We start from the raw sequence: 3,016 nt of genomic DNA, 5'->3' as shown, positions 1-3,016 counted from the left end.
GATCATCGTGGACGAGGTGGTCAAGGACGAAAGGTCGAGTCAGGGTATGAATGCGCAAACGTTCTGCATAGTGAAGTCCGCATGACCGATGACCGGGCCGCAGGGCTGCCGCATATGCCGGTTTTCGCGCGAACGGTCCACAAACTCGCGGTGCCCGTCGTCTTTGCCTGGGTGGGGCTTGTCGTCGTCCTCAGCGTCTTGGTTCCATCGCTGGACGCGGTCGCCGAAGAACACACCGTGTCGATGAGCCCCAAGGACGCGCCGTCGATGCAAGCGATGAAGCGCATCGGCAAAGTATTCAACGAATTCAACAGTGACAGTGCGGTCATGATCGTGCTGGAAGGTGACAAGCCGCTGGGCGATGAGGCCCACCATTTCTACGACCAGATCGTCCGCAAACTCGAGGCTGACACGAAGCACGTCCAGCACGTCCAGGACTTCTGGGGGGATCCGCTGACGGCCGCCGGTTCGCAAAGCTCTGACGGCAAGGCCGCCTATGTGCAGGCGTATCTTGCTGGTAACCAGGGCGAGAGCCTGGCCAGCGAGTCTGTCGCGGCGGTCCGCAAGATCGTGGACAGTGTGCCTGCGCCGTCGGGGGTCAAGGCCTATGTGACCGGCGCTGGGGCGTTGATCGCCGATCAGCACTGGGCCGGACAAAAGAGCCTCCAGAAGGTCACGATCATCACCTTCGTGGTGATCATCGTGATGTTGCTGTGGGTATACCGCTCGATTATCACCGTGTTCAGCACGTTGTTCATGGTGGTGATCGAGGTGATGGCGGCTCGGGGGGTTGTCGCTTTCCTGGCCTACAACAACATCATGGGATTGTCGACCTTCGCGGTTAATATTTTGGTGCTGTTGGCCATCGCCGCTGGGACAGACTATGCGATCTTTATTCTCGGCCGATATCAAGAGGCGCGCGGCCTAGGCGAGGACCGCGAAAAAGCCTTCTACACCATGTTCCACGGAACCGCGCACGTCGTCCTTGGCTCTGGCCTGACTATTGCCGGTGCGATGTATTGCCTGAGCTTTACCCGGCTTCCGTATTTCCAGACTATGGGTATCCCTTGTGCGGTCGGGATGCTGGTCGCCGTTGCTGCCGCGCTGACCTTGGGTCCGGCGGTCCTGACCGTCGGCAGTTTCTTCAAGCTGTTCGATCCTAAGCGCAAGATGCGGACCCGGGGATGGCGACGGGTGGGCACCGCGATCGTGCGCTGGCCCGGGCCAATTCTCGCGGTGTCAGTCGCGATCGCCCTCATCGGTCTACTCGCCCTACCCGGTTATCAAACCAATTACGACAACCGGCTGTATTTACCCCCGAGCGTCCCCGCGAATATCGGCTACGCCGCCGCCGAACGGCATTTCCCCGCGTCCCGGATGAATCCGGAATTGTTGATGATCGAGACCGATCACGACATGCGCAACCCGGCGGGCATGCTGGTGTTGGACCGGATCGCCAGGGGGGTCTTCCACATCCCGGGTGTCGCGCGCGTCCAGGCGATCACCCGGCCGCTGGGAACGCCGATCGAGCACACCTCAATCCCGTTCCAGATCAGCATGCAAAACACCACGCAGGTCGAAAACCAGCAGTACATGCACCAGCGCATGGACGACATGCTCAAGCAGGCCGACGCGATGCAACAGTCCATCGACACCATGCAGCGCATGTACAACATCACCTCGCAGATGGCCGCGGTCACCCACCACATGGACGGCCTCACGCATGAAATGTTGGATGTCACAAACACATTGCGCGACAACATCGCCAACTTCGATGATTTCTTCCGGCCGATTCGCAGCTACTTCTACTGGGAAAAGCACTGCTTCGACATCCCGGGCTGCTGGTCGCTGCGATCCCTCTTCGACGCGCTCGACGGTCTGGATCAGATCACCGAAAAATTCACCTATCTTGCCGGCGACATATCTCAGCTGGACGCCTTGATGCCGCAGATGCTGGCGCAGATGCCGCCCATGATCGCCACCATGACGACCATGAAGCAAATGATGCTGACCATGCACAGCTCGATGTCGTCGCTGTATGACCAGATGGACGTGATGAGCCAAAACTCGACCGCCATGGGCCAGGCCTTCGACGCCGCCAAGAACGACGACTCGTTCTACATCCCGCCGGAAGTCTTCGACAACCCCGACTTCAAGCGCGGTCTGAAGATGTTCCTGTCGCCGGACGGGCACGCGGCCCGCTTCATCATCTCCCATGAAGGGGATCCCGCGACCCCGGAAGGCATTTCGCACGTCGAGCCGATCAAGAACGCAGCCAAGGAAGCCATCAAGGGAACTCCGCTGGAGGGCGCCAAGATCTACCTTGCCGGCACCGCCGCGGTCTACAAGGACATGCGCGACGGCTCCAAATACGACCTGATGATCGCGGCAATAGCTGCGGCCAGCCTGATTTTGATCATCATGCTGATCATCACCCGAAGCCTGGTCGCCGCGGTCACCATCGTGGGCACGGTGCTGATCTCGTTGGGCGCCTCGTTCGGACTGTCCGTGCTGGTGTGGCAGGACATCATCGGCTTCAAACTGCACTGGATGGTGCTGGCGATGTCCATCATCTTGATGCTGGCCGTCGGATCCGACTACAACCTGCTGCTGGTGTCCCGTTTCAAAGAAGAAATCGGTGCCGGTTTGAAAACCGGAATCATCCGCTCGATGGCCGGCACCGGTGCGGTGGTGACGTCTGCGGGCCTGGTCTTCGCCGCCACCATGGCCTCGTTCATATTCAGCGATTTGAAAGTCGTCGGGCAGGTCGGCACCACCATCGGCCTGGGTCTGCTGTTCGACACCCTGATCGTGCGCTCATTCATGATGCCGTCCGTCGCCGCGCTGCTGGGGCGCTGGTTCTGGTGGCCGCAACAAGTACGCACTCGCCCGGCCAGCCAGCTACTTCGGCCCTACGGGCCACGTTCGGCGGTTCGCGCCTACCTGCTGCCCCGGCAAGATGACCCGCAGTCGGCGACCACCGACCGGTTCCCGGCGGCCTCACCGCACTACTAAG

At 60.6% G+C, this 3,016-nt stretch carries 2 protein-coding genes; both read left to right on the top strand.

What is annotated here, in order from left to right:
* The coding region (locus AWC08_RS39465; RefSeq protein ID WP_218621756.1) for an MmpS family transport accessory protein at positions 1 to 85 on the top strand (85 nt) is incomplete at its 5' end.
* Positions 82 to 3,015 (top strand): MMPL/RND family transporter, encoded by a 2,934-nt coding sequence (locus tag AWC08_RS28960; RefSeq protein WP_046187034.1) that lies wholly within the window; start codon positions 82 to 84, stop codon positions 3,013 to 3,015. The genes AWC08_RS39465 and AWC08_RS28960, both read left to right, overlap by 4 nt.
* Position 3,016 lies beyond the last annotated feature (1 nt).

It is taken from the genome of Mycobacterium gordonae (assembly GCF_002101675.1).
Lineage (GTDB): Bacteria > Actinomycetota > Actinomycetes > Mycobacteriales > Mycobacteriaceae > Mycobacterium > Mycobacterium gordonae.
This window is presented reverse-complemented; position numbering and strand designations above follow the sequence as displayed.

What these genes read in the sequence shown, in the direction of transcription:
- AWC08_RS28960 (WP_046187034.1), top strand. Translation starts at nt 82, where the DNA reads ATGACCGATGACCGGGCCGCAGGGCTGCCGCATATGCCGGTTTTCGCG.